Source organism: Arthrobacter sp. CP30 (genome assembly GCF_053470025.1).
In genome coordinates this window covers 1-24,043 of the sequence record NZ_JBQEMM010000013.1, presented here as the reverse complement: position 1 = coordinate 24,043, position 24,043 = coordinate 1, and the positions used below count along the sequence as shown (strand labels likewise).

The window sequence follows — 24,043 nt, the reverse complement described above, 5'->3', positions numbered from 1 at the left end:
ACCGTTCGTTCAGTATAGGGAGCAGGGCGTTGAGCAGTCAACGGAACGACGGGTCGCCGGACGGGATCTGCCGGTCAGCGAGACGTTCCTCCAGCCAGGCGAGCGCCAGGGAGACGGACGTGAAGTACCGGGTGGGATGCACCGCCCTGCATGCTCCTGCAGCCAGCACCTCGTCCATCGGCCCGTCGCCCAGCAGGGCGGCCGCGACCACGAGCGACTCCCCGTTGAAGGCCGCCCGCGCATCGGAGCGGACGTCGACCGTCGTCGTCATGTCGACCAGGATGGCGTAGGGCCCGCCGGAGGACATGATCCTGCTCGCGGCGAGCACCGAGAGCGCGTCGTCGTGATCGATGTGCGTCCCCGGACTCCAGGAGAGGCGCTGCAGGCCGGGCGCGATCAGGGAGACTGTCGCTCGGCCGCTCGCCGCCACCACACTGTCCATCGGCTTCCTCGCAGAATGCCGCCCTGGCGGCCCGGGGACGTCCGGGTCCATTGCAGCGCTGCACGTGCGCCGAACCTATCACCCGTCAGGAAGCGGAGTAAGGGAGGCGCGAGCTCAGACGGTGTGCGCGAGCCCGTCGACGGCCACCGCGTCGAGGATGGCGCGCAGTGCACGCAGTGGCTCCGTTTCGGCCGCTCGGCCGGAGAGCTGCACGTGCATCCAGTCCGCAAGGCGCTTCTCGCCCGCCGTCGCCGGCGCCACGAAGGACGGCAACCGGCCCTCCTCCTCGACGAATTCGGCCACACTGGCCACCCTGAGCCACGCCGTGCCGGTGCGGGGACTGCCGATCTCGTCCGCCGTGAGCAATCCCGCCTGCTGCAGGATCTCCCGGCGGGCGGGCCCCATCCGTCCGGCGCGCACCGACTTCCGCTGCTCGTCGAGCCACAGGGCCAGCCGGTGCTCCCCGGCAATGGCGGATCGGGTCGAGGGCTCGCGGCCTTCGGCGTCCATGAAGGCGGTCAGGGCGTGGAGACGGAGGTCCCAGGAGGTGGTCGGCACGGTGAGCGCCCTTTCACGGGTGGTGCGGTGGTATCGACAGTAAGGCTACTACTCTCTAGGCAAACTAAGGATTGTGTTCGATTGTGACGCCGTGGCCCGCCGTCCCGCCCGCTCTCCCGACCGAACGGTCGTGCAAAAATGACCCTATGACTGCTGCCGGAGCCGCTCCGCTCCCCACTGCCCGCCGGGGACGTCCCGGGTACGACCAGCAGTCGGTCCTCGCCGTCGCCGTCACGGCCTTCAACCGCCACGGCTACGAGGCGACCTCCATGGGCATGCTCGCCGAGGAACTCGGCATCAGCAAGTCGGCGATCTACCACCACGTGCCGTCGAAGGGCGACCTCCTCCGGCTCGCGCTCGACCACGCGCTCGGCGGGCTGGAGGCCGTGCTCGAGGACAGCCGCGCGGGCACCGGCGCCGCGGACGCCCGCCTGGAATTCGTGCTCCGTGGCACCATCGCCGTCCTGACGGAGCGCCTCCCCTTCGTCACGCTCCTGCTGCGGCTCCGCGGCAACACGGAGGTGGAGCGGGAAGCCCTCGACCGGCGCCGGAGATTCGACCGTGAGATCGCCGCGCTCGTCGACGCCGCCCGCCACGAGGGCTCCATCCGCGACGACATCGACCCGCGGACCACGACGCGCCTCATCTTCGGGACCATCAACTCGATCGTGGAGTGGTACCGACCCGGAGGACCGCTCACCGCGGACAAGCTGGCCGACGACATCATCCTCATGGTCTTCGACGGCCTGCACCGGCGCTGACCGGGCTGCTCCCCGGCGTCGGTGGGCCTCCCACCCACCAGCGTCCCTCCCCATCTATGCCGACTGCTCTATACCGACTGCGCCCCGCGGCGCCGATGCCCGTACCGAACCGCCCGACGACGTGAGCTCTTCCTACCGACCGTTGCCGGTCAGTGGGAATGGGCACTCCTTCCCACCGACGGAAGCCGGTGAATGGGCTGGCGCGTCACCGCAACGGGGCCATGGCGTCGTCCACAGAGGGACAACACGGCACCCTGGATCCCGACGGACCGTCACAGTGGTCCCATGACTGTCGTTCACCTGCTTTCCGAGCTGGGTGGGGTGGCCCGGCTGCCGGAGCTCGTGGCAGCCGGCACGGGGAGGGCCGCCATCGCGAAGGCGTGCGAGCGGGGTCAGGTCCTCCGGGTTGCCCGCGGCATCTATGCGCTTCCGGACCATGATCCCGTGGTCGTGGCCGCGCTCCAGCTGGGCACCGAACTCGCCTCCGTCAGTGCGGCGCAGCACCGCGGGCTCTGGATCCTCCGACGACCCGGGCTGATGCATGTCGCCACGGACCACGGGCGGCCGATCGACACTGCCGGCTTGCGCGTCCATCGGGCGGCACGCCCCGTGACGGACCTCGTCGTGTGCCTGCAGGTGATGCGGTGCCTGCCGGAACTCGATGCCCTGTCCATCGTCGAATCAGCAGTCGTCCAGGGTTCCGTCACGCTCGATGACCTGCGGGAGCACGTCGTCGGGCACAGGTCCGGCACCCTGCGCCGGATCGTGGCGCTGATCGATCCGCAGGCCGAGTCGATCCTCGAGACGGTTGCGAGGTATCGCCTGCTCGAGGCCGGGTTCCACGTCGCATCGCAGGTGCAGGTGTCCGGCGTCGGTCGTCCCGACCTCGTTGTCGATGGAGTCCTGGGGATCGAGGCCGACGGACACGAGTACCACAGTGACCGGCCCGCCTTCGAGGAGGACCGTCGCCGGGGGAACCTGCTGACTGCACGGGGCATGCCCGTGCCGCGCGTCACCTGGCCCCTGCTGCAGAACGATCCGGACACCTTCCTCCGGCTCGTCAGGGCGACGCTTGAGGTGCACTCTGCCCGATGACCGCGTCCGGTCGGTGGGCAGAGGCGCCTCCTCCCACTGACCGGCCTCGGTCAATGGGAGGAACGCCGACCGACGAGCTCGGAATGGGCGGAACGGCGCCCCGGAACCGGGACCAGCAACTCCGGCTACTTCTGCACGAGGGTCAGGACGTCGTAGGTCGCCACGATCTCGTCGTCCTGGTTGTGCAGGACGGCGTCCCAGGCCACCTCGCCGTACTCGTCGGTCTCCCGCGGGGTGATGCGCTTGGCCGTCAGCGTGACCCGGATGGAATCACCTGCGGCGACCGGCGTGATGAAGCGCAGGTTCTCCAGGCCGTAGTTGGCGAGGACGGGCCCGGGCTCGGGATCGACGAACAGGCCGGCGCCCCAGGAGAGCAGCAGGTAGCCGTGCGCCACGATGCCGGGGAAGAACGGGTTGGCGGCCGCGGCCTCCTCGTTGGTGTGCGCGTAGAACGTGTCGCCCGTCGTCTCTGCGAACGCGGCGATGTCCGCCAGCGTCACCTGCCGCAGTTCGGACCGGACGCTGTCGCCGATCCGCAGCGTCGCGAGGTCCTTGCGGAACGGGTGGACGTCGTCGAAGCGGCGGTCCGCTCCGGTGTGCCACTCGCCCGTGATGCTCGTGAGCATGTTCGGGGAGCCCTGGACCGCGGTGCGCTGCATGTGGTGCAGCACCGAGCGCATCCCGCCGAGTTCCTCGCCGCCGCCGGCCCGGCCGGGTCCACCGTGCACCAGGTGCGGGACGGGCGAGCCGTGCCCGGTCGAGGAGCGGGCGTCCTCGCGGTTCAGGATGAGCACGCGGCCGTGGTGCGCCGCGATGCCGAGGACCAGCTCCTGCGCCACAGCGGGGTCGTTGGTGCAGACCGTGGCGACGAGCGAGCCGGATCCGAGGGCCGCGAGGCGGACGGCGTGCTGGACGTCGTCGTACCCGATCACCGACGCGACGGGGCCGAAGGCCTCGACCGAGTGGAGGGCCCCGGCTTCGACGTCCTGCCAGGTGAGCAGCACCGGTTCCATGAACGCCCCGCCCGGCGCCTTGCCGGAGGTGTTGTCGGCGAGCACGACGTCGGGCGCGTCCAGCGACCCGAACGCCAGGGACGCGCCGCCCGCGATCAGTTCGCGCACGGATTCCTGCACCCCCTCGAGCTGGGCGAGGGAGGCGAGTGCACCCATCGTGACGCCCTCGGCGCGTGGGTCCCCGAGGGTCACACGCTCCCGGATCCGATCGCCGGCAGCCCGGACGACGTCCTCGACCAGCGCGTCCGGCACGATGGACCGCCGGATGCTCGTGCACTTCTGGCCGGCCTTGACCGTGATCTCCGTGACGAGCGACTTCACGAAGGCGTCGAACTCGGGGGTGCCGGGGACGGCGTCGGGTCCGAGGATGGCCGCATTGAGGGAGTCCGTCTCGCACGTGAAGCGGACGCCGCCGCGCGCGATGGATGCGTGCGACTTGAGGTGATTGGCCGTCGAGGCCGAACCGGTGAAGGAGACGAGGTCGCGGTAGTCGAGGTGGTCGAGGATGTCGCGGGCGGGACCGGAGATCAGCTGCAGCGCGCCCGTCGGCAGGATCGCCGAGCCGATGATGAGCTTCACGACGGCGGCGGTCAGGAACCCGGTGGGCGTGGCGGGCTTCACGATGGTCGGGACGCCGGCGAGGAACGCGGGGGCGAGCTTCTCGAGCATGCCCCACACCGGGAAGTTGAAGGCGTTGATCTGCACGGCGACGCCCGGGATCCGCGTGTGGATGTGCGTCCCGAGGAAGGAGCCGTCCTTCGAGAGCACCTCGGGCGGGCCGTCGACGATCACGTGCGAGTTCGGCAGCTCGCGGCGGCCCTTCGAGCCGAACGTGAAGAGCACGCCGATGCCGCCGTCGATGTCCACCATCGAGTCGATCCTCGTGGCGCCGGTCTTCGCGGACAGCTCGTACAGCGGTTCGCGGTGGGCATTGAGGTACTGGGCGAGCTCCTTGAGCTTCAGTGCGCGCTCGTGGAAGGTGAGGCGACCGAGTTCGGCCTGCCCCGTGGCCCGCGCGAACCCGATCGCCGCGGCGGTGTCGATCCCGGCCGTGCTGACGACGGCGAGCTCCTCGCCCGTGCTGGCGTCGCGCACCACGGTGCCGTCGTCGTCCGCGGCGGTGCGGTCGGGCGTCCACCAGGCGTCCTCGATGAAGCTGGGGACGACGTCGATCTGTACTCGTTCCGGGGCGGTGGTCATGGCCGCTCACCTTTCGCTGGTTGTGCCGAGGGAGGAGGGGAGTCGGAGGACGACGGCGCATCCTCCCAGTCGAAGAAGCCGCGGCCGCTCTTGCGTCCGAGATGCCCCGCGGCGACCTTGTCGCGCAGGATGGACGGCGGGGTGAAACGGGCGCCGAGTGTGGACTCGAGGTATTCGGCGATGCCGAGGCGGACGTCGAGGCCCACGAGGTCCGTGGTGCGCAGCGGCCCGACCGGATGCCGGTACCCGAGGACCATCGCGGCGTCGATGTCCTCCGCCGACGCGACGCCCTCCTCGAGCATGCGCATGGCCTCCAGGGCGATCGCGACGCCGAGACGCGAACTGGCGAAACCGGGGGTGTCCCGCACGACGACGGGCACCTTGCCGAGCGCGGTCACCCAGGTCCGCGTGGCGGCTTCGAGCTCCGGGGAGGTCTGGCTGCCCACGACCACCTCGATCAGCGCGGAGGCGGGGACGGGGTTGAAGAAGTGGAGGCCGCAGAACCGCTCCGGCCGCCGCAGGGCGCCGGCCAGCGCATCGACCGAGAGCGACGACGTGTTGGTGGCGAGCGAGGCGCCGCCGTCGAGCACGTCCTCGACGGCCCGCAGTGCGTGCCGCTTGAGGTCCAGGTCCTCGGGAACCGCCTCGACGACGAGCCCGCAGTCCGTGAAGGCGGCGTAGTCCGTGGAGACCGAGACGCGGGCGGACAGGGTTCCGAGGTCCTCCGGGGTCGTCCCGCGGTCGACGCTGCGCCCGAGGGCCTGTGTCACGCGGTCGAGCCCGGCCGCGGCTGCGGCGTCGTCACGCTCGACGACGACGACGCGCGCGCCCGCGAGGCAGAAGGCGTGCGCGATCCCCGCGCCCATGCGGCCACCGCCGAGCACGCCGACCCAGGTGGGGACACCGGCGACCGAGGGGACGTCGAGGGAGGTCATCAGGAACCCTTCTTCCGGTCGAGGAACTGCTGCATGCGCTCGAACTTGGCCTCGGATTCGAAGAGGATGGCCTGCGCCAAGTGATCGATCACCGGATGCGACTCCCGGGGGGCGTGGAAGACGCTCTTCGTGATCCGGACGGCGAGGGGATCCTGGCGGGCGATCCGGTCCGCGAGTCCGTGGGCTGCTGGCAGGAGTTCGTCCGGCTCGTGGATCGAGGAGATGAGGCGTGCGTCGAGGGCCTCCTCCGCGGAGAGGATGCGCCCTGCGAGGAGGATCTCCTTCGCGAGCGGCTCCCCCACGAGCTCCTTCAGGCGCCAGGTGGCTCCGGCTGCGGGCAGGATGCCGAGGCCCGTCTCGGGGTTCCCGATCTTCAGGCGCGGTGTGCCGATGCGGAGATCGGCGGCGAAGGCCAGTTCCGCACCGCCGCCGAGCGCATAGCCGTCGAGGGCGGCGATGACGGGCATCGGCAGGGCCGCGATGCGGGCGAACAGGGTCGAGTTGATGCCGGCGAGAGCGTCGTCGCGCCGCCGTTCCCTCAGCTCGGCGATGTCTGCGCCCGAGGCGAACACGCCGCCGGACCCGATCAGGATCAGCGTGCGCGGAGCGCGCTCGAGGTCCGCGCAGACGGCATGCAGCTCATCGACCATCTGCCGGTCGATGGCGTTGCGGACCTCGGGCCGGTGGAGTTCGACGACCAGGGCGTTCGAGCCCTCGTCTTCGGTGAGCTGCAGCGCGGCGGGCATCAGACGCCCTCGAGCAGCATCGCGGTGCCCTGGCCGACGCCCACGCACATGGTTGCGAGCCCGAGCCGGCGCGCCTCCCCGCCGAGTTCCCGCTCCATGCGCCCCAGCAGGGTGATCGCGATGCGGGAGCCCGAGGAGCCGAGCGGGTGGCCGAGGGCGATCGCCCCGCCGTCCCGGTTCACGATCTCCTCGTCGAGGCCGAGGCGGCGGATGCATGCGAGGGATTGCGTGGCGAAGGCCTCGTTGAGTTCGACGGCGCCGAGATCGGCGATGCCCGCTCCGGTCCGGTCCAGGACCTTCTGCGTGGCGGGGACGGGGCCGATCCCCATGATCTCCGGGGGCACACCGGCGGAGGCGCCGTCGAGGATCCGGGCCCGCGGCGTCAACCCGTAGCGCTGCAGGGCCGCCTCCGAGGCGACGATCACGGCGGACGCGCCGTCGTTCAGCGAACTGGAATTCCCGGCCGTGACGATCCCGCCCGGCCGGACGACGGGGCGGAGCTTCCCGAGGACCTCCAGGGTCGTCTCGGCGCGCGGCCCCTCGTCGGTGTCCACGGCGAAGGACGTGCGGCCCCGGTTGACCTGCACGGACACGATCTCGTCGTCGAAGCGCCCCGCCTCCATCGCGGCCAGCGCCCGCTCGTGGGACCGGAGCGCGAAGGCGTCGGCGTCGTCGCGCGTGATGCCGTCCACCGAGGCGAGCTCCTCGGCCGTCTCGGGCATCGAGTAGGTGGTCTTCTCCCGTGCGGCGAGCAGCGGATTGGTGAAGCGCCAGCCGATGGAGGTGTCGACGACGGCGCCCGGCTTGGCGAAAGCCTTGTCCGGCTTCTCCATGACCCAGGGCGCGCGGCTCATGGACTCGACGCCGCCCGCGATCACGATGTCCGCGGCACCCGCCTTGATCATGTGGGAGGCCATGATGATGGCGGAGAGGCCGGATGCGCACAGGCGGTTGACGGTGATGCCGGGGACGGTGTCCGGGAACCCTGCGAGCAGGGACGCGAGGCGCGCGACGTTGCGGTTCTCCTCGCCGGCGCCGTTCGCGTTGCCGAGGATCACCTCGTCGACGGCGGCCGGATCGAGGCCGGCACGCTGGACCACCGAGGAGAGGACGAGCGCCGCGAGATCGTCGGGGCGGACGCTGGACAGTGCCCCGCCGTAACGGCCCACGGGGGTGCGGACTCCCCCTACCAGGAATGCCTCGGCCATGGTCGTCTCCCTCGTCGTCACAGGTCCGGCCCCGTCGCTCGGAACGAATTACTGAACGCTCGTTCTGTAAAGGCCTGCTCCACCCTTACATGCCCGCCCTGCACGGTCAACCGGCGGCAACCCGACCAGGGAGACCGGGCCCGGCGGGTCGACCCCCGCCGCGCGGGCAGTGGCAAGATGGGAGCCATGACCGCTGACGCCACCGCGCTTGAAGTCCCCGTCCCGCCCCCCGCCAGGAAGGTCCCCTCCGACCGCACGCGCCACGGGGACACCTTCGTCGACCACTACGAGTGGATGCGCGACAAGGAGAGCCCGGAGCTGATCGAGTACCTCGAGCGCGAGAACGCCTACACCGAAGCCGTCGCCCGGCACCAGGAGCCGCTGCGCGAGGCCATCTTCACGGAGATCAAGGACCGCACCCAGGAGACCGATCTGTCGGTGCCCGCCCGCAAGAAGGGCTGGTGGTACTACTCGCGCACCGAGGAGGGCAAGCAGTACGGCATCCAGTGCCGCGTCGCCGCGGCGGACACGGGTGATGTGGGCCGTGACTGGACGCCGCCGGAGGTGGTGCCAGGGCGCCCCGTGCCCGGCGAGCAGATCATGCTCGACGGGAACGAGCTCGCCGAGGGCAAGCCCTTCTTCTCCCTCGGCGGCCTGTCCGTGACCGAGGACGGGACGCTGCTCGCGTACTGCGAGGACAACGCCGGCGACGAGCGCTTCACGCTCCGCATCAAGGACCTGACGACCGGCGAGCTCCTCCCCGACGAGGTGCCGAACGTCTTCTACGGCCTCGCCTTCTCCCCCGACGGATCCCGCGTCTACTACACCGTCGTCGATGACTCGTGGCGCCCGTACCAGGTGCGCTCGCACACCCTCGGCACCCCGGTGACGGATGACGACGTCGTCTACCAGGAGGACGACGTGGCCATGTGGACGGGCTTCGAGGTCTCGGCGGACCGCACGCAACTCCTCATCAGCATCGGCTGCTCCGAGTACAGCGAGTACCGCGTCCTCGACCTCGCCCGGCCCGACACCGGCCTCACCACGCTGATCTCCCGCGACGAGCGGATCCTGTACGACGCCGAGCCCGTCGTCGTCGACGGCACCGCGCACTACCTGCTCACCCACGACCGCGACGCGAAGAACTCGATGGTCAGCCTCGTCCGGGCCACGGAGTTCGCCCGTCCGCTCGCGGACCAGGAGTGGACGACGGTCCTCCCGCACGACGACGCCGTCCGCGTGAACGGGTTGACCGTCACGCAGACCCACCTCGTCCTCTCGGTCCGCAAGGACACCATCGAGCGCGTCCAGGTCCTGCCGCTGGCAGGTCTCGGATCGAGCGACCAGGAGCTGCCGACGGAACCCGACTTCGACGAGGAGCTGTTCACCTGCAACCTCGCGAACGCCGAGTTCGAATCCCCCGTCATCCGGCTCTCCTACACGTCCTACCTCACTCCGCCCCGCGTCTACGACTACGTCCTCGCGGCCGGTTCACTGGAGTTGCGCAAGGAGACCGAGGTCCGTGGCGGGTACGACGCGGCGGAGTACGTCGCCGAGCGGCAGTGGGCTCCGGCCGCGGACGGCACCCTGATCCCGCTGTCGGTGGTCCGCCGCGCCGACCTCGCGCAGGACGGCACGCATCCCGCCGTCGTCTATGCCTACGGCAGCTACGAGGTCAGCATGGACCCCGCCTTCTCGATCGCGCGGCTCTCGCTCCTGGACCGCGGCATCGTCTACGTGACCGCGCACATCCGTGGGGGCGGCGAGATGGGCCGGACCTGGTACGAGCAGGGCAAGAAGCTCGCGAAGAAGAACACGTTCACGGACTTCGTCGATGCCACCACCTACATCGGCTCCTCGGGCTGGGTGGACCCTGCGCGCATCGCCGCGATCGGTGGTTCGGCGGGCGGACTGCTCATGGGTGCCGTCGCGAATCTGGCGCCCGAGAAGTACCGGGCGATCGTGGCGCAGGTCCCGTTCGTCGACGCCCTGACCACCATCCTCGACCCGGAGCTCCCGCTCTCCGCGCTGGAGTGGGAGGAGTGGGGCAACCCGATCACGGACCCCGAGGTGTATCGGTACATGAAGGAGTACACGCCCTACGAGAACGTCCGGCAGGTGGCCTACCCGCGGATCGCGGCCGTCACGAGCTACAACGACACCCGGGTCCTGTACGTCGAGCCGGCCAAGTGGGTGGCGCAGCTCAGGGAGACGACGACGGGCGCGGAGCCGATCGTCCTGAAGACCGAGATGGACGGTGGCCACGGCGGCGCCAGCGGGCGCTACTCCCGCTGGCGCGACATCGCGTGGGACTACGCCTTCGCCGCCGAGGCCGTCGGTGCCACGGATGTGCTGGCGCGTTCCACGAGCTCGGTCGAGTAGATGACGGGCTCCGGGTGCGAGCCCGGAGCCTCGATCTCCTCGAGGAGCATGGTGCCCGCCTTCACGGCCATCTCGACCATGGGCTGCGTGATGGTCGTCAGGGGCGTGGCCGCCGTCTCCGCCACGGCGTGGTTGTCGTAGCCCATGAGGGCGATGTCCCCGGGCACGCTCCTGCCCGCCGCCTGGATGGCCTCCATGACGCCGAGCGCCATGAGGTCGGACGCGGCGAAGATGCCGTCGATGTCCGGGTGCTCGGCCAGCAGCCGCCGGGCGGCAGCGGCGGCCCCGTCGGTCGTGAAGTCGGCGTGGACCACCGGACCCTCGGGCAGGCCCGCCTCGCGGAGGCCCGCCTGCCAGCCGCGGAGGCGGTCGACCGCGGCCGTCATGTCCGCGGGTCCGGCGACGGTCCCGAGCCGGCGGCGACCGATACCGCTCAGGTGCCGCGCGGCGATGCGCCCGCCGCCCTCGTTGTCGGTGTCCACATACGTGACGTCGAACGCCGTGTCCCACGGGCGGCCGATGAAGATGGTGGGCAGGCCGGTCTCGGAGAGCGATCTCGCCCAGGAATCGGCCTTGTGGTGGGAGACGACGATCGCGCCGTCCACGTGGCCTCCGCGCAGGTAGCGCAGGGTGCGCGCGGAGTCGTCGTCGGTCCTCGACATCAGCAGCACGAGCTGGACGTCGGTCTCGCGGAGCGCCTCCGTGATCCCGGTGATGACGACGGCGAAGAAGGGGTCCATCATGACCCGGACGTCGGGTTCGGGGATGACCAGCGCGATCGAGGAGGTGCGCCGCGTCACCAGGCTGCGGGCAGCCCTGTTCGGGATGTAGCCGAGGGACACCACGGCGCGGTCCACGGCTGCCTGTGCCTCGGGGCTGACGCGGTCCCCTCCGTTGATCGCGCGCGAGGCCGTGGAGCGCGACACCCCGGCGGCCAGGGCCAGGTCCTCGAGCGTGGGGCTCGGGCGGCCTGGCACCTGGCGCAGTGACCGGGGCGGGGAGGCGTTCATCACCTCGACAATACGACACCCGGCTTTCCCGCGTCCGCGGCCGAGGCGTCGGCGCTCAGCGCGTTGGTCGCGGCGAGGCGCGCGTACCAGAGGGCGCTGGCCTTCGGGATACGCTCCTGGGTCGCGTAGTCCACCCGGACCAGACCGAAGCGCTGGTGGTAGCCCCACGCCCATTCGAAGTTGTCCAGGAGGGACCAGGCCAGGTAACCCCGAAGGTCCACCCCGTCGTCGATCGCGTCCTTCATGGCCCGGACGTGCTGGTCGAAGAAGGAGAGTCGGTCCTGGTCGTCCACGAAACCACCCTCGTCCGGGACGTCGTCGTACGCCGCCCCGTTCTCGGTGATGTACACGGGGATCCCCGCAGGTCCCGTGTACTCGTCCTGCAGGCGGTTGAGCAGCCGGCGGAGTCCCTCCGGCTGCACCTCCCAGTCCATCGCGGTGACAGGCAGGCCGCGCGGCACCGAGCGCACGCCGTGTGCCGCGACGTAGGGCGAGGAGATCGGGCGTTCGAGCGGCGCATGGCCCTCCTGCGGGACGGACCCCCCGGCCGGCGTCATGGTGACGGCCTCGCCGTGGTAATAGTTCACCCCGAGGACGTCGATCGGTGTGCCGATGATCTCCAGGTCGCCCTCCCGGATGTGCTCCGTCATCCCCAGGTGCGCGACGTCCGCGAGCACGTCCTCGGGGTAGGCGGCCCGGAGGACCGGATCGAGGAAGATGCGGTTGAACTGCCCGTCGATCCGGCGGGCCGCATCGCGGTCCGCCTCGCTCTCGGGATCGAGCGGGTCGGGGACGGTGAGGTTCAGCGTGATGCCGAGGGTCGCCTCGGCGTCACGCCGGCGCAGCTCCTGCGTGGCGAGTCCGTGCCCGAGCAGGAGGTGGTGCGCGGCGGCGAGCGCCGCCGTCGGCTCCTGGCGGCCGGGGGCATGGATGCCCGCGGCGTAGCCGAGGAAGGCCGCGCACCACGGCTCGTTGAGCGTGGTCCACACGCGGACGCGGTCCCCGAGCGCCTCGTGCATGACTGCCGCATACTCGGCGAACCGGTGGGCCGTCTCGCGGTTGGTCCAGCCGCCCTCGTCCTCGAGGGCCTGCGGAAGGTCCCAGTGGTAGAGGGTGAGCCACGGCTTGATGCCCGCTTCGAGGAGCTGGTCCACGAGTGCCGAGTAGAACGCGATACCCTCCGCGTTCGGGGTGACGCCGTCGGGCATGCAGCGCGACCACGACGTCGAGAAACGGTACGCCTGCAGGTTGAGGCTCTTCATGAGGGTGACGTCCGAGGCGGACCGGTGGTAGTGGTCGCACGCGACGTCGCCGTTGTGTGCATCCGCCACCGCCCCCGGCACCCGGCTGAAGGTGTCCCAGATGGACGGTCCCCTGCCGCCCTCCCGGGCTGCGCCCTCGATCTGGTAGGCCGCGGTGGCCGCACCCCAGAGGAAACCCTCGGGGAAGGTGATGTCGGTGCTGCTCATCCTTTGACTGCTCCTTGCATGATTCCTGAAACGAGTTGGCGTCCCGCGACGGCGAAGAGGAGCAGCAGCGGGATGGTGGACAGCACGGCCCCGGCAAGCACGATCGAGTAGTCGACGAAGTGCGCCGCCTGGAGCAGCTGCAGGGCCACCGGGAGGGTGGGGTTGGAGGGATCCAGCACGATGAACGGCCAGAAGAAGTTGGTCCACGTCGCGACGAAGGTGAAGAGTGCGAGCATCGCGGCCGCGGGCCGTGCTGCCGGCAGCCCAACGTACCAGAACGCCTGGATCATCGACGCGCCGTCGATCCGCACGGCCTCGATGAGTTCGTCGGGCAGCGCGTCGCGCAGGTACTGCGTCATCCAGAAGACACCGAAAGCCGTGACGACGCCGGGCACGATCACGGCCCAGAGGGAGCCGGTCCACCCGAGTTTCGCCATCACGATGAACAGCGGGACCACGCCGAGCTGTGTCGGCACCGCCATGGTGGCGATGACGAACACGAGGAGGACCTTGCTGCCGCGGAAACGGAGTTTGGCGAACGCGAACCCGGCAAGCGTGGAGAACAGCACCACCGAGGCGGCCGTGACGGTGGAGACGATGATGCTGTTGCTCAGGGCCTTCCAGAACGGGATGCTGTCCAGCACGGTGGCGGCATTGGCGAGGAAGTTGCCGCCCGGAGTCAACGGGACGCCCTTGCTGATCACCGAGCTGTCGTGGCTGCCCACGAGGAAGGACCACCAGAGCGGGAACACGGATCCGAGGATCACCGCGCCGAGGAAGCCGTAGGTCAGGAAGCCGGGGCGTCGCATGGTCCCGCCGGCCCCTCCGCGGCGCCGGGCGCCCAGGCCACGCTGGGCGGCCCGGGCAGCGCCCTTGCCCGCGGTCTGCTCGATCATGGGGACGGAGCTCACTGTCGGCCTCCCTGGTTGGCGATGCGGCGGGTGATGAGGAAGTTCGCCATCGCGATGATGACGATGATCAGGAACAGCAGCCAGGCGACGGCGGATGCCCTCCCGAAGTTGCGCTGGCCCCAGCCGAGCTCCCAGATGTACATGGTGAGCGTCTGCCACTGGCGGTCCGCCCCGCCGAGGCCGGCCTGGTCGAACACCCGGGCCTCGTCGAAGATCTGGAGTCCACCGATGGTGGCGGTGATGACCACGAAGATGATGGTGGGGCGAAGCATCGGCACGGTGACCGAGAAGAACTGGCGGAGCCGGCCCGCACCGTCGATGGTCGCGGCCTCGTAGACGTCCCTCGGGATGGCCTGCATGGCCGCGAGGAAGATCAGGGCGTTGTAGCCCGTCCAGCGGAAGTTGACCATGGTGGCGATGGCCGCATGGCTCGCCAGCGAGTCGGAGTGCCAACGGACCGGGTCCAGGCCCACCCCCACCAACATCTCGTTGACCAGGCCTGCCTGGTCGGCGAAGAGGTTGTTGAAGATCAGCCCCACGGCCACAGGGGCCACCACGAAGGGAACCAGGACGCCCATCCGCCAGAACGTCCGGGCCCTGAGGTTCGCATCCAGCACCGCGGCGATGGCGATGGCGATGACGACCTGCGGGACCGACGAGAGGAGGAAGATGCTGAACGTATTGCCTACCGCGTTCCAGAAGAACGGCTGCGCGAGCACGAACTCGTAGTTCTCCAGCCCGGTGAACTCGCCCTGGCCTCCGATGAGGTTCCAGGAGTGCAGCGAGACCCATGCCGTGTAGAGCAGCGGGAAGAGCCCCGTGACGGCGAAGAGCAGGAAGAACGGTGAGATGTAGAGATACGGGGACAGCTTGACGTCCCACTTCGATACCTTCTGGGAGAAGGCCAGCCGCTTCACGCTCTTGTCGCGTGGAGCCCGCTGTCTCGTAGGGGGTGGGGTGTGGACCCGGTCCGTGACGGCCATCGGCTACAGAGCGCCCACAGCGGTGACGAACTTCTCCCAGGAGGAGTCGGGATCGTCGGTCTCGTCGACGTCCACGCGGGTCAGGGCCTGCTGCATCGCGTCGTTGATGGCGAAGTACTTCGGGCCCTTGAACGGCGTGACCTCGACGGCGGTGGCGCGGTTCGCGAGGATCTCGCCGGTCGGCGCGTCGTTGAAGAAGGCGTTGGTCTGGCCCAGCAGCGCGTCACTCTCGAGCGCCTCGACCTGGCTGGGGAACGTCCCCTTCGACTCGAAGGCCTTGACCTGCTGCTCGGGAGCCGTGAGCCACTCGGCGAGCTTCTTCGCCTCGGCCTGGTTGGCACCCTGCGTCGGGATAGTCAGGTACGAGCCGCCCCAGTTGCCGCCGCCACCGGGGAAGACATCAGCGATGTCCCAGCCCTCGACGCCTTCGGCGTTGCCCTCGATGACACCGAGCATCCAGCCCGGGCAGAGCTTGGTGGCGAAGGCGTCGGACTGGAAGCTCGCCACCCAGTCGTCCTCCCACTGCGTGAGGTGGGCCGAGAGTCCGTCGGTGACGGAGGCCTGGAGGACCTGCTCGTAGATGTCCTTGACCTCGGAGTTGTCGGTCGCGATGACCGCGCCCTCGTTGTCCTCGTAGGCGTTCTGGACCTGGTTGATCATGCCCTGGTAGGTGGCTCCGGCGGAGTCGAACCAGGCGACGCCGTCACTTGCGGCGACGAATTCCTTCCCGGCGTCGAAGTAGTCCTGCCAGGAGCCGTCGAGCATGTCCGCGACGGACTCGCGGTCGCTCGGCAGGCCGGCCTTCTCGAAGAGGTCCGCGCGGTAGCACACGCCCTGGGGGCCGGCGTCGGTGCCGTAGCCGATGAGCTGGCCGTCCTCGGTGGTCGCGGCCGCCGTCTTCCAGTCCAGCCAGCGGCCCTCGACAGCGGGATCGCTGAGGTCGGCGAACTGGTCGGGGTATTCGAGCAGTTCGGGCAGCCAGTCGACCTCGATGCCCTCGATGTCGGACAGGCCCGAGCCGGCGGCGAGCCTCGTGGTGAGGTTGTCGCGGGCCTCGTTGGAGGTCGCAGCCTTCTTGTGCTCGATCGTGACGTTCGGGTTGAGCTCCTCGTACTCGGTGAAGAGCTCCTCGTAGCCGAACTCGTTGAAGGTGCCGACCGAGAGGGTGACGTCCTCGGTGCCGGTCTCGCCTTCGGTTCCTGCGTTCTCGGTTCCGCCGGATCCGCAGGCGGTGAGGGCCAGGGCGAGGCATGCCGCCGCGGCGGAAAGTGCTGTGATGCGTGCTCTGCTGTGCACGGGTGACTCCTTTGTCAGCTTCGACACCTGCGGGCGCAGGGCTGTCGAAGGGTTTCTTTGGGTGGACTTTCCTGGCGGCCGGACGGGTTCTCTCACCGCGATGGATGACGAACCGGGACCAGGACGGGGGTGGCGGCGGCGAGAACCGGGAGCACCCGGAACCCGCCGCCGGAGCGAGTGGATTCGGCAGCCCGAGACGTCGGTTCCCGCCACGCTGATCAGGAGCGGTGGGAGCGCTCTCACGCTGTCAGATCATCCTGACTGTGACGTATGGCACTGTCAAGTGGGAGCGCTTCCACGGTGTGCGGAAGACTTCGAGAGCGCAGCATCGTCGCAGGTCAGGGGCGGGACATGATGGTCTTCGTGATGGGATCGTTACCGGAAGGACGCGATCGGGAACCCGAGGACTCCCCCGGGGAAGGGCTAGAGTTGCCGTCGACCGACCCCGTTCCACCGCCCCGGAGACCGCAGCCGTGACCCACGAATCCCCCGCACCCTGGACCATCACCCTCGGCGAGCTCGACGAGAAGATGGGCGTGCGGATCCTCGAGCAGTCCGTGGAACGCGTGGTCGCCACGATGCCTGTCGAGGGCAACCGTCAGTCCTTCGGACTGCTGCACGGCGGTGCTTCCCTGGCCGTCGGGGAGGCGGTCGGCTCCTGGGCCGCGGTCATCCATGCCTCCACCCTCGGCCGGACGGCCGTCGGTGTCGACGTGTCCGCGACCCATCACAGGAGTGCGCGCGAGGGCGTCATCACCATCACCGCGACCCCGATCCACCTGGGCCGGACCCTCACCACCCACGAGGTCCTGATCACCGATGCGGCAGGCGGGCGGCTGTGCACCCTGAGGATCACGAACCTCCTCCTCGACAAGCGCTGATCCGCGAGTACCGTTAGGCCATGACTCCCGCCGCGCGTGTCCTCCGTCAGCACTCCCTCAGGTTCGCCGTCCTCGCGACCGCAGCCTCCGCCCTCCTGGCCGGTGGTGCCGCCCCCGCGGCAGCAGCGCCCAAGCAGCCGCTCTCCTATGTCTCGCTCGGTGACTCCTACGCCTCCGGTTTCGGTGCCGGCTCCTACGTGAACGCGTGCGGCCAGTCACCCTTGGGCCTGCCCGGCATCCTGGACGGCAAGAAGCAGGTGCAGCTCGTCGCCGACGCCACCTGCGCAGGAGCCAAGGCCGCCACGGAGCCGGGTGGCGCCCTCGATCTCCCCGAGCAGGTGGCCCGGGTGGCGGCTGCAGGCGCGCTCTCCCCCGCCACGGACCTCGTCACCCTCTCGGCAGGCGGGAACGACGTCGGATTCGGCGAGATCGCCGGTGTGTGCGCCACGCAGTCGACGGCCGTCTGCGCCCAGGTGATCGCCGGCAAGAACGCGACAGCGCTGCCGGTGCTCGACCGGAACCTGGACACGCTCTTCGATTCCCTCGATGCGGCCGCGCCGAACGCGACGGTCGCCGTCACCGGGTACCCCCACCTGTTCTCGCCCGAGTTCGGCGTCCCGGTCATCCCGGTCGCCTCGCAGACGGCCTTCAACGCCGGGACGGATGCGCTCAATGCGGTCATCCGGAACCAGGCCGAGGCGCACGGGTACACCTTCGTGGACCTCGTGCAGAAGTTCGACGGTCACGGCCTCGGCTCCCCGTCGCCGTGGATCACCTTCCGCGCCGGTGCGGTGGACAATCTGCACCCGACGGCGGAGGGGTACAAGTCGGGGTACTTCCCCGCCGTTCGCAGCTCGGTCAACCTCGCCCAGCTGCAGCGCTGATCACCCCTTGCCGCTGGGCAGGTCCAGCAGCACCCGGTCCTGGCGGGCAGGGATCTCCCGTCGGGGACGAGCGGCTCCGCGGTCGTCGGATGCCCGGTGGTCCTGCGGGGCCGGCTCCCGGCCCTGGCGCCGCCCGCCCGGTCGGCGTCGCTAGCGGTGCGCGGGTGCTCGCGGACCGGTGAGCCGCGCGCGCAGCAGGTCGAGCTCGGCCTCCGTGAGTCCGGCGTCGAGGAGGTAGCGGGCGGCGTCGAGCGAGGACAGCAGCGTTCGGAGGTGCCCCTGCGCGACGGTGAGCCACTCGGTCAGTTCCTCGTCGGAGCGCGGCGTCTCGTGCGGCACCTCCTGGCCCCGGTAGCGGTCATTGATCGCCGTCACGGCTCTCGCGTAGTCGGCGCCGATTTCCGGATGCGGGATGCCGGACGCCGCCAGCAGCAGCGCCACCACCATGCCCGTCCGGTCCCTGCCGGCGGCGCAGTGGATGACGACTCCCCCGGGTGGTGCGGTGATGAACGCCCGGGCGATGGCCCCGAACTTCTCCGGCCAGCGGTCCAGGTTCTCGCGGTAGTGCTCGGGGGTGTTCAGGTACGGGCCGGTCAACGCCATGAAGTCGGCGTCCGCCTGGTCCTCGGTCGGCAGGTTGAGGACCAGGAACCGGGCGAGGACGTCCGGCTGGACGCGCGGATCGGGGGAACGTCGTCCCAGCTCGAACGGCTTGCGCAGGTCGATCACGGTGCGGACGCCGTGATCCCAGGCCTGCTCCCACCCCGCCTCCGTGACCCACTCCTGCCGGCCCATCCGGTAGAGGCGCCCCGGCTGCACAGCGGACACGACCGCTCCGACGTCACGCGCGTTCACCGCTCCGTCCCAGAGCGGAGCCCGTGCCGCGGCTGCGGTTGCCGGCGTGTGCGAGCCGGACGGTCCCGCGTCCGCGGCGGGCGACACCGGCGCGCCGGACCGGACGGGCGGCACCGGCGCGCCGGACCGGACGGGCGGGACTGGGTGGAGCGGGCTCGAGACCGGTGCGGCGTCCATGCGCCGAAGCCTAGCAAGCACAGTCCGGCGGGCGGCGCACGGCCCATCGTCGACGCACAAGCCTCCTGCATCGGCGGCCGGCGCTGAGTACGGTGGTCCGATGACGCCGAACGGGACCGATGACAGCAGCGCCGTCGAGCAATCGGTGGACGGCGATCTCCTGGACTTCGTGACCCGGACGGAGGACGTCCACGAATTCCTGCAGGAGATCGCCGCCCGGGCCGCACACCGGCTCACGACGCCGGACCACCAGGTGATGTGCGCCGTCTCCCTGCTGCGCCGCCGACGCCCCATGACCGTCGCCTGGAGCAACGAGGACGCGCGGCGACTGGACGACGAGCAGAACCGCGTGGCCGAGGGGCCGTGCATCACGGCAGCCCGCTCGCTCGAGACGGTGTATGTCCCGGACACGCTGCAGGATGACCGGTGGCCCGACTACCTGCCGACGGCGGGCGGACTGGGCGTACGCTCCATCCTCGGCACGCCGTTCCACCTCGCTGACGAGGCGGACGCGGGCCTGAACTTCTACAGCTCGTCCCCCGATGCCTTCCCTGCCGCTTCGATCGGCGTCGCGCACGAGTTCGTCCGGGAGACCTCGAATGCACTCCGGCTGGCCGTCCGTCTCGCCGTGCTCGCCTCCGAGCGGGACGATCTCGACGCCGCCCTGCGTTCGCGGTCGACGATCAACACCGCCGTCGGGATCCTGATGGCCCAGAACCACTGCTCGCAGAAGGAGGCGCTGACCTTCCTCGAGCGCGCCTCCAGCGTCCGCAACCTGAAGCTGCGGGACGTGGCGGCCGCCGTCGTCGCCTCCGGCGGCGGTACCGCGGGTCCCCCGCCTGCGCCGTGACCGGAACCGTGGCAGCCGGGGCCTTCGCCCCGGCACGCCGCGGCCTGCATCGCGCAGGAAGCTCGGCAGGGCCTGCCTCCCGCGCGGCTAGACTCGACGGGTGACTTCAGAGCTCCCCGCCTCGGTATCCGACACCTTCGACCCCGCTCGTTGGCGCGTCGTCGCAGGATTCGAGGACTTCACGGACCTGACCTACCACCGCCAGGTGGAGCGCGACCACGACGGCGACGTGGTGCGCGACATCCCCACGGTGCGCATCGCGTTCGACCGCCCCGAGGTCCGTAACGCCTTCCGCCCGGGCACCGTCGACGAGTTGTACCGCGCGCTCGACCACGCCCGCATGACCCCCGAGGTCGCCACGGTCCTGCTGACCGGCAACGGGCCGAGCCCTCGCGACGGGGGCCATGCCTTCTGCTCCGGCGGCGACCAGCGGATCCGCGGCCGGGACGGCTACCGCTATGCGGAGGGCGAGACGAGGGAGACGATCGACCCGGCACGCGCCGGACGGCTCCACATCCTGGAGGTTCAGCGCCTGATCCGCACCATGCCGAAGGTCGTGATCGCCGTCGTCAACGGCTGGGCAGCCGGTGGGGGGCACAGCCTGCACGTCGTCGCGGACCTGACGATCGCCTCGGCGCAGCACGGGAAGTTCAAGCAGACCGACGCGACCGTGGGCAGTTTCGACGCCGGATACGGGTCCGCGCTCCTCGCGCGCCAGATCGGGCAGAAGAAGGCGCGGGAGATCTTCTTCCTCGCGCGTGAGTACTCGGCGGCGGAGATGGTGGAGATGGGGGCCGTCAACGAGGCCGTCGACCATGCGGAGCTGGAGGTGGTGGCGCTCGGATACGCGGCGGACATCGCCCGGCAGAGCCCGCAGGCCCTCCGTATGCTGAAGTTCGCCTTCAATCTGGCGGACGACGGCCTCGCCGGGCAGCAGGTCTTCGCGGGCGAGGCGACGCGCCTCGCCTACATGACCGACGAGGCCGTGGAGGGCAAGGAGGCGTTCCTCGAGAAACGCGCTCCCGACTGGTCCTCGTTCCCCTACTACTTCTAGGAGCGGCGTGGAACTTCTTCCCGTCCACACCCCGGACGGTTCCGATCCCCTGGAGCTGCTCCCATCCCTCGCCGCGGCACTCGCCGGTGAGGGTCCCGCCGTCGCCCCCCACGTGCTCCCCGGCCAGGAGTTCCGGGGCACGCTGCCCAACGACGAGATCGCCGCCGTGATCAGCACCTCCGGGTCCACCGGCACACCCAAGCAGACGATGCTGAGCGTCGACGCCCTCGCCGCCTCGGCCATGGGGACGGCGTTCGCCCTGAAGGGCGAGGGACAGTGGCTCCTCACCCTGCCGGTGCACTACGTGGCCGGCTTCCAGGTGCTGGTCCGGTCGCTCTTCGCCGGGACGCAGCCGTGGGTCATGGACACCTCGGCGGGCTTCACCCCGGCAGCCTTCACCGCGGGGGCGGCCGAACTGACGGACAAGGTCCGCTTCACCTCGCTGGTGCCCACGCAGCTCCACCGCCTGCTGACCGATCCCTCCCCGGAGACCCTGCGGGTCCTGCGGCGCTTCGACCGGATCCTCCTCGGCGGTGCACCCGCCGGTTCCGCCCTGCGCTCCCTTGCGCGGAGCCACGACCTGCGGATCGTCGAGACCTACGGTATGAGCGAGACCTGCGGCGGGTGCGTGTACGACGGCGTCCCGCTCGACGGCGTCGACCTCCGTTCCGTCGACGGACGCCTGCGCATCGGTGGAACGGTCCTCGCCGAAGGGTACCTGGGCGCGCCCGAGCTCACCGAGGAGCGGTTCGTCTTCAACGCAGGCCAGCGGTGGTTCGCGACCGACGACGCCGGGGACGTGGCCCTCGACGGCTCGGTGACGGTGCACGGCAGGCTCGACGACGTCATCATCACCGGCGCCCTGAAGGTCTCCGCCGCGAAGGTCACCGATGTGATCGAGGCGCTTCCGGGCGTCGAACAGGCCATGGTGCTCGGCGTCCGCAGCGAGGAGTGGGGCTCGGCCGTGGCGGCGGCGATCGTGGGCGACGTGGACGCCGACGTCATCCGACAGGCGGTCCACGTCGAACTGGGAGCACACGCCGTGCCGAAGGCCATCGTGACCCTGGACGCCTTCCCCCTGCTGCCGGGCGGTAAGCCGGACCGCCGCACCATCCACAGCCTCCTCGAACGCGCCTGACCCTCCGGGCAGAGGGCTCCCCCGACATCCGCACCGACCAGAAGGACCTCCCCGTGGCGACTGCCGCTCAGTGGCTCGAAGGAGCCCGCCCCCGAACCCTGCCGATGGCGTTCGCCCCGGTGATCATCGGCAGTGCGGCGGCCTTCGGGCTCGGCGAGTTCAAGCCCGTCAACGCCGTGCTGGCCGCGATCGTCTCCGTGCTGCTGCAGGTCGGCGTGAACTATGCCAACGACTACTCGGACGGCATCCGCGGGACCGACGACGAGCGCGTGGGTCCCCTCCGTCTCACCGGCTCCGGCGCAGCAGAGCCCCGGCAGGTGAAGCGGGCGGCCTTCACGGCGTTCGGCGTCGCGATGCTGGCGGGCCTCGCCCTGATCGTCCTGTCCCAGGCCTGGATACTCCTGCTGGTCGGTGTGGGCTGCATCGCGGCGGCGTGGGGTTACACCGGCGGCAGGAACCCCTACGGCTACCTGGGGCTCGGTGACGTCTTCGTCTTCGTGTTCTTCGGGCTCGTCGCCACCCTCGGCACCACGTACACCCAGGCCGACCAGCTCTCCGCACCGGCATGGATCGGCGCCGTCTGCACCGGGCTGATCGCCACGGCACTCCTGATGGCCAACAACGTCCGCGACATCCCCACGGACAGCATGGTGGGCAAACGGACCCTGGCGGTGCGGCTGGGCGACACCGCCGCCCGCATCAGCTATGTCATGATGCTGGCGGCCGCCGTCCTGCTGCCCTTGTTGCTCAGCTACGACTACCCGTGGGTGCTGCTGGTGCTCCTGCTCATCCCGGCCTGCCTCATGCCCAGCTGGTTGATGCTCAAGGGGAAGAAGCGCAAGAGTCTGATCCCGGTCCTGAAGCAGACGGGCCTGATCAACCTCGCCTTCAGCATCCTGTTCGGCGCCGGAATCGTCATCACCACGGCCCTCGCCTAGCTCCTGCAGTCCTGGCGGGGTCTTCCTGCGCGCGTCCTGCTAGGCACGGGGCTTGCGGTCGGAGTTGACCGGCATGTTGGGGTCCAGTGCGTCCTCCGCGGCCGCGTCGTCGAGCTCGACGGCGGTGCGCACAGGTGGTGCCCCCGGCGTGAACCGACGCTGGAGCGCCGCTGCCGCGGCGTCCCGGAGGTCGCGGGCGAAGAGGTAGGTCAGGCACCAGGCGAGGATCGCGGCGACCACGGCGGAGAAGAACAGTCCGAGGCCCAGCAGCACGCAGGCCACATAGAACACGACGATCAGCAGGAGGCGCAGGGCGCTGAATTTGAGGAAGGCCACACTCCAAGTTTACTCGCCTACAATTGGCGCATGCCTCGCCTCCTGCTGTTCGCCGCGATCCTCGGGGTCGCCGTCATCATCTACGCGCTCATCGATTGCGTGATGAGTCGCAAACACGAGGTACGCAGCATCTCCAAGACCGCGTGGTTCATCACGATCCTCGTCCTGCCGCTCATCGGAGCCGGCATGTGGTTCCTCCTGGGGCGCCCGCGCAACGACGGCCCATCCGGTCCGCGCCGGCCTGCACCGCGAAAACCCACCGCACCCGATGACGATCCCGCCTTCCTCCAGAACCTCGAGGCACAGCGGCGGCAGCAGGCGCGCGAGCAGGAACGTCGACGGCGCGAGCAGGAGCAGAAGGATCTCGACGCGAAAGCGCGCGAGCGGGATGCGCGGGGCCCTGCCGACGACGGCAAGGCCGACGGCGAGGGGAACGACGACGCCGGATCCGGCCCCGCGGGAGTCCACCGCCCCTAGCGGGCCTTCCGAGGACCTTCGGTGTCCGGGCCTGACGAGGGCGTCCATCGTCCGTCGCGGACCTCTCGAAGGCGTTCATCGTCCGTCGCGGGCCTACCGAGGGCGTCCATCGGCCGTCGCGGACTCCCGGTGGCCGGCACCCTGTGCGCTGCGTCCCTCCCATCGTCCAGCAGGATGACGTGGAATGGTCGAGCCCTCCCAGGTGCGGAGGCCTCGGGCGGGCAGATCCGCACCTGCAGTGCCCGGGGTGCCGAGCACGCAGCAGGAAGGTACTCAGGCGCCCACGCAGGAGCTCCGGCCCACAGCGCATGGGCACACCACGGGCACTGCAGGTGCGGATCTGCCCGCCCGAGGCCTCCGCACCTGGGAGGGCTCGACCATTCCACGTCATCCTGCTGGACGATGGGAGGGACGCAGCGCACAGGGTGCCGGCCACCGGGAGTC

At 70.2% G+C, this 24,043-nt stretch carries 23 protein-coding genes; 10 read left to right on the top strand and 13 right to left on the bottom strand.

The features are described from left to right. Positions 1–37: 37 nt before the first annotated feature. Both ACTIMO_RS15065 and ACTIMO_RS15060 read right to left on the bottom strand, forming a co-directional pair. Positions 38–442: a DUF7793 family protein gene (locus ACTIMO_RS15065; RefSeq protein ID WP_448182916.1), complete on the bottom strand. Its 405-nt coding sequence runs from the start codon at positions 440–442 to the stop codon at positions 38–40. 114 nt (positions 443–556) lie between these two features. Further along, positions 557–1,000: a hypothetical protein gene (locus ACTIMO_RS15060; protein ID WP_448182915.1), complete on the bottom strand. Its 444-nt coding sequence runs from the start codon at positions 998–1,000 to the stop codon at positions 557–559. A 146-nt stretch (positions 1,001–1,146) separates the two neighbouring features. Between ACTIMO_RS15060 and ACTIMO_RS15055 the strand changes: the two genes are divergently transcribed. Beyond that, positions 1,147–1,761 (top strand): TetR/AcrR family transcriptional regulator, encoded by a 615-nt coding sequence (locus tag ACTIMO_RS15055; protein WP_055767609.1) that lies wholly within the window; start codon positions 1,147–1,149, stop codon positions 1,759–1,761. A gap of 285 nt (positions 1,762–2,046) precedes the next feature. After that, on the top strand, positions 2,047–2,856 hold the full coding sequence (locus tag ACTIMO_RS15050; RefSeq protein WP_448182914.1) for a type IV toxin-antitoxin system AbiEi family antitoxin domain-containing protein: 810 nt from the start codon (positions 2,047–2,049) through the stop codon (positions 2,854–2,856). 125 nt (positions 2,857–2,981) lie between these two features. Here ACTIMO_RS15050 and paaZ read toward each other — a convergent pair whose 3' ends face one another. From paaZ to ACTIMO_RS15030, 4 genes are read right to left on the bottom strand one after another with little or no spacing between them, the layout of a single operon-like run. Then, the gene (gene paaZ / locus ACTIMO_RS15045; RefSeq protein ID WP_448182913.1) at positions 2,982–5,069 is read right to left on the bottom strand and encodes a phenylacetic acid degradation bifunctional protein PaaZ; all 2,088 of its coding nucleotides are present in this window, start codon (positions 5,067–5,069) and stop codon (positions 2,982–2,984) included. Further along, positions 5,066–6,004 (bottom strand): 3-hydroxyacyl-CoA dehydrogenase family protein, encoded by a 939-nt coding sequence (locus ACTIMO_RS15040; RefSeq protein ID WP_448182912.1) that lies wholly within the window; start codon positions 6,002–6,004, stop codon positions 5,066–5,068. The genes paaZ and ACTIMO_RS15040 overlap by 4 nt, the downstream gene beginning before the upstream one ends. Next, entirely contained in the window at positions 6,004–6,750 is a 747-nt protein-coding gene (locus ACTIMO_RS15035; RefSeq protein ID WP_055767599.1) for an enoyl-CoA hydratase/isomerase family protein, read from the bottom strand. Before ACTIMO_RS15035 ends, ACTIMO_RS15040 begins: the two co-directional genes overlap by 1 nt. After that, positions 6,750–7,958 carry a thiolase family protein gene (locus ACTIMO_RS15030; RefSeq protein ID WP_448182911.1) on the bottom strand — a complete coding sequence of 403 codons (1,209 nt, stop codon included), beginning with the start codon at positions 7,956–7,958 and terminating at the stop codon, positions 6,750–6,752. The genes ACTIMO_RS15035 and ACTIMO_RS15030 overlap by 1 nt, the downstream gene beginning before the upstream one ends. A 186-nt stretch (positions 7,959–8,144) precedes the next feature. Here ACTIMO_RS15030 and ACTIMO_RS15025 point away from each other — a divergent pair, with 186 nt between their 5' ends. Continuing rightward, positions 8,145–10,340, top strand: a complete 2,196-nt coding sequence (locus ACTIMO_RS15025) for a S9 family peptidase (RefSeq protein WP_448182910.1) — start codon at positions 8,145–8,147, stop codon at positions 10,338–10,340. Here the strand turns inward: ACTIMO_RS15025 and ACTIMO_RS15020 are convergent. Genes ACTIMO_RS15020 through ACTIMO_RS15000 form a run of 5 tightly spaced genes read right to left on the bottom strand, consistent with a single transcriptional unit; the run spans position 10,271 to position 16,009 of the window. Further along, positions 10,271–11,350, bottom strand: coding sequence for a LacI family DNA-binding transcriptional regulator (locus ACTIMO_RS15020; RefSeq protein WP_448182909.1), 1,080 nt, complete (start codon positions 11,348–11,350; stop codon positions 10,271–10,273). The genes ACTIMO_RS15025 and ACTIMO_RS15020 overlap by 70 nt on opposite strands. Further along, positions 11,350–12,819 carry a GH1 family beta-glucosidase gene (locus ACTIMO_RS15015; protein WP_448182908.1) on the bottom strand — a complete coding sequence of 490 codons (1,470 nt, stop codon included), beginning with the start codon at positions 12,817–12,819 and terminating at the stop codon, positions 11,350–11,352. Before ACTIMO_RS15015 ends, ACTIMO_RS15020 begins: the two co-directional genes overlap by 1 nt. After that, complete coding sequence (locus ACTIMO_RS15010) at positions 12,816–13,730, bottom strand: carbohydrate ABC transporter permease (RefSeq protein WP_448182907.1); 915 nt, start codon at positions 13,728–13,730, stop codon at positions 12,816–12,818. The genes ACTIMO_RS15015 and ACTIMO_RS15010 overlap by 4 nt, the downstream gene beginning before the upstream one ends. After that, positions 13,727–14,713: a carbohydrate ABC transporter permease gene (locus ACTIMO_RS15005; RefSeq protein ID WP_055767580.1), complete on the bottom strand. Its 987-nt coding sequence runs from the start codon at positions 14,711–14,713 to the stop codon at positions 13,727–13,729. The genes ACTIMO_RS15010 and ACTIMO_RS15005 overlap by 4 nt, the downstream gene beginning before the upstream one ends. Positions 14,714–14,716: 3 nt before the next feature. Next, positions 14,717–16,009 carry an ABC transporter substrate-binding protein gene (locus ACTIMO_RS15000; RefSeq protein ID WP_448182906.1) on the bottom strand — a complete coding sequence of 431 codons (1,293 nt, stop codon included), beginning with the start codon at positions 16,007–16,009 and terminating at the stop codon, positions 14,717–14,719. A 530-nt stretch (positions 16,010–16,539) separates the two neighbouring features. On the opposite strand from ACTIMO_RS15000, the gene ACTIMO_RS14995 reads away from it, so the two are divergent. Both ACTIMO_RS14995 and ACTIMO_RS14990 read left to right on the top strand, forming a co-directional pair. Continuing rightward, complete coding sequence (locus ACTIMO_RS14995; protein ID WP_235498697.1) at positions 16,540–16,890, top strand: PaaI family thioesterase; 351 nt, start codon at positions 16,540–16,542, stop codon at positions 16,888–16,890. 20 nt (positions 16,891–16,910) lie between these two features. Continuing rightward, the gene (locus tag ACTIMO_RS14990) at positions 16,911–17,774 is read left to right on the top strand and encodes an SGNH/GDSL hydrolase family protein (protein ID WP_422390573.1); all 864 of its coding nucleotides are present in this window, start codon (positions 16,911–16,913) and stop codon (positions 17,772–17,774) included. A 150-nt stretch (positions 17,775–17,924) separates the two neighbouring features. Here the strand turns inward: ACTIMO_RS14990 and ACTIMO_RS14985 are convergent, their stop codons facing one another. Further along, positions 17,925–18,806: a tyrosine-protein phosphatase gene (locus ACTIMO_RS14985; protein WP_448182905.1), complete on the bottom strand. Its 882-nt coding sequence runs from the start codon at positions 18,804–18,806 to the stop codon at positions 17,925–17,927. Positions 18,807–18,906: 100 nt separating this feature from the next. Between ACTIMO_RS14985 and ACTIMO_RS14980 the strand changes: the two genes are divergently transcribed. From ACTIMO_RS14980 to ACTIMO_RS14965, 4 genes are all read left to right on the top strand, one after another. After that, on the top strand, positions 18,907–19,656 hold the full coding sequence (locus ACTIMO_RS14980) for a GAF and ANTAR domain-containing protein (protein WP_448182904.1): 750 nt from the start codon (positions 18,907–18,909) through the stop codon (positions 19,654–19,656). A gap of 100 nt (positions 19,657–19,756) precedes the next feature. Next, a complete protein-coding gene (locus ACTIMO_RS14975) occupies positions 19,757–20,710 on the top strand; it encodes a 1,4-dihydroxy-2-naphthoyl-CoA synthase (RefSeq protein WP_448182903.1) in 954 nt (317 codons plus the stop codon). Between the two features lie 7 nt (positions 20,711–20,717). Then, positions 20,718–21,848 carry an AMP-binding protein gene (locus ACTIMO_RS14970; RefSeq protein WP_055767562.1) on the top strand — a complete coding sequence of 377 codons (1,131 nt, stop codon included), beginning with the start codon at positions 20,718–20,720 and terminating at the stop codon, positions 21,846–21,848. Positions 21,849–21,901: 53 nt separating this feature from the next. Next, the gene (locus ACTIMO_RS14965; RefSeq protein WP_055767559.1) at positions 21,902–22,786 is read left to right on the top strand and encodes a 1,4-dihydroxy-2-naphthoate polyprenyltransferase; all 885 of its coding nucleotides are present in this window, start codon (positions 21,902–21,904) and stop codon (positions 22,784–22,786) included. 39 nt (positions 22,787–22,825) lie between these two features. Here the strand turns inward: ACTIMO_RS14965 and ACTIMO_RS14960 are convergent, their stop codons facing one another. Further along, a complete protein-coding gene (locus tag ACTIMO_RS14960; protein ID WP_448182902.1) occupies positions 22,826–23,122 on the bottom strand; it encodes a DUF4229 domain-containing protein in 297 nt (98 codons plus the stop codon). A gap of 30 nt (positions 23,123–23,152) precedes the next feature. Here ACTIMO_RS14960 and ACTIMO_RS14955 point away from each other — a divergent pair, with 30 nt between their 5' ends. Continuing rightward, positions 23,153–23,599, top strand: coding sequence for a PLD nuclease N-terminal domain-containing protein (locus ACTIMO_RS14955; protein WP_448182901.1), 447 nt, complete (start codon positions 23,153–23,155; stop codon positions 23,597–23,599). The last annotated feature ends 444 nt before the right edge of the window (positions 23,600–24,043 follow it).